Raw genomic sequence first — 260 nt, 5'->3', positions numbered from 1 at the left:
CTTACAGCGCATGGACGACTAAGAGTGATGTATTGAGTGGAGTTAACTCTCCAGTTATCAATGGTTACTACACTAACACTGCTTCAGTTGGTCAAGAAACGGTTAACGCTGATTCTAACGACTCCGAAGTAACGGTCATTTACTACGCATTAGGTCACTTAGTTCCTGATGTTCTAGGCAGTAACCCAATCATTTATCCAAATGATCCAAACAATCCAAGTGATGCTGGTAACCCAATTATCCCTGACATTCCTGGATAC

Annotated in this window: 1 protein-coding gene; it reads left to right on the top strand. The window is 41.9% G+C overall.

The features are described from left to right. Window positions 1-260, top strand: a 260-nt coding sequence (locus AC6UDE_RS07055) for a mucin-binding protein (protein WP_500697042.1), incomplete at both ends; no start/stop codon positions are given.

The organism is Fructilactobacillus sp. X2R5C3, assembly GCF_059901325.1.
This window is presented reverse-complemented; position numbering and strand designations above follow the sequence as displayed.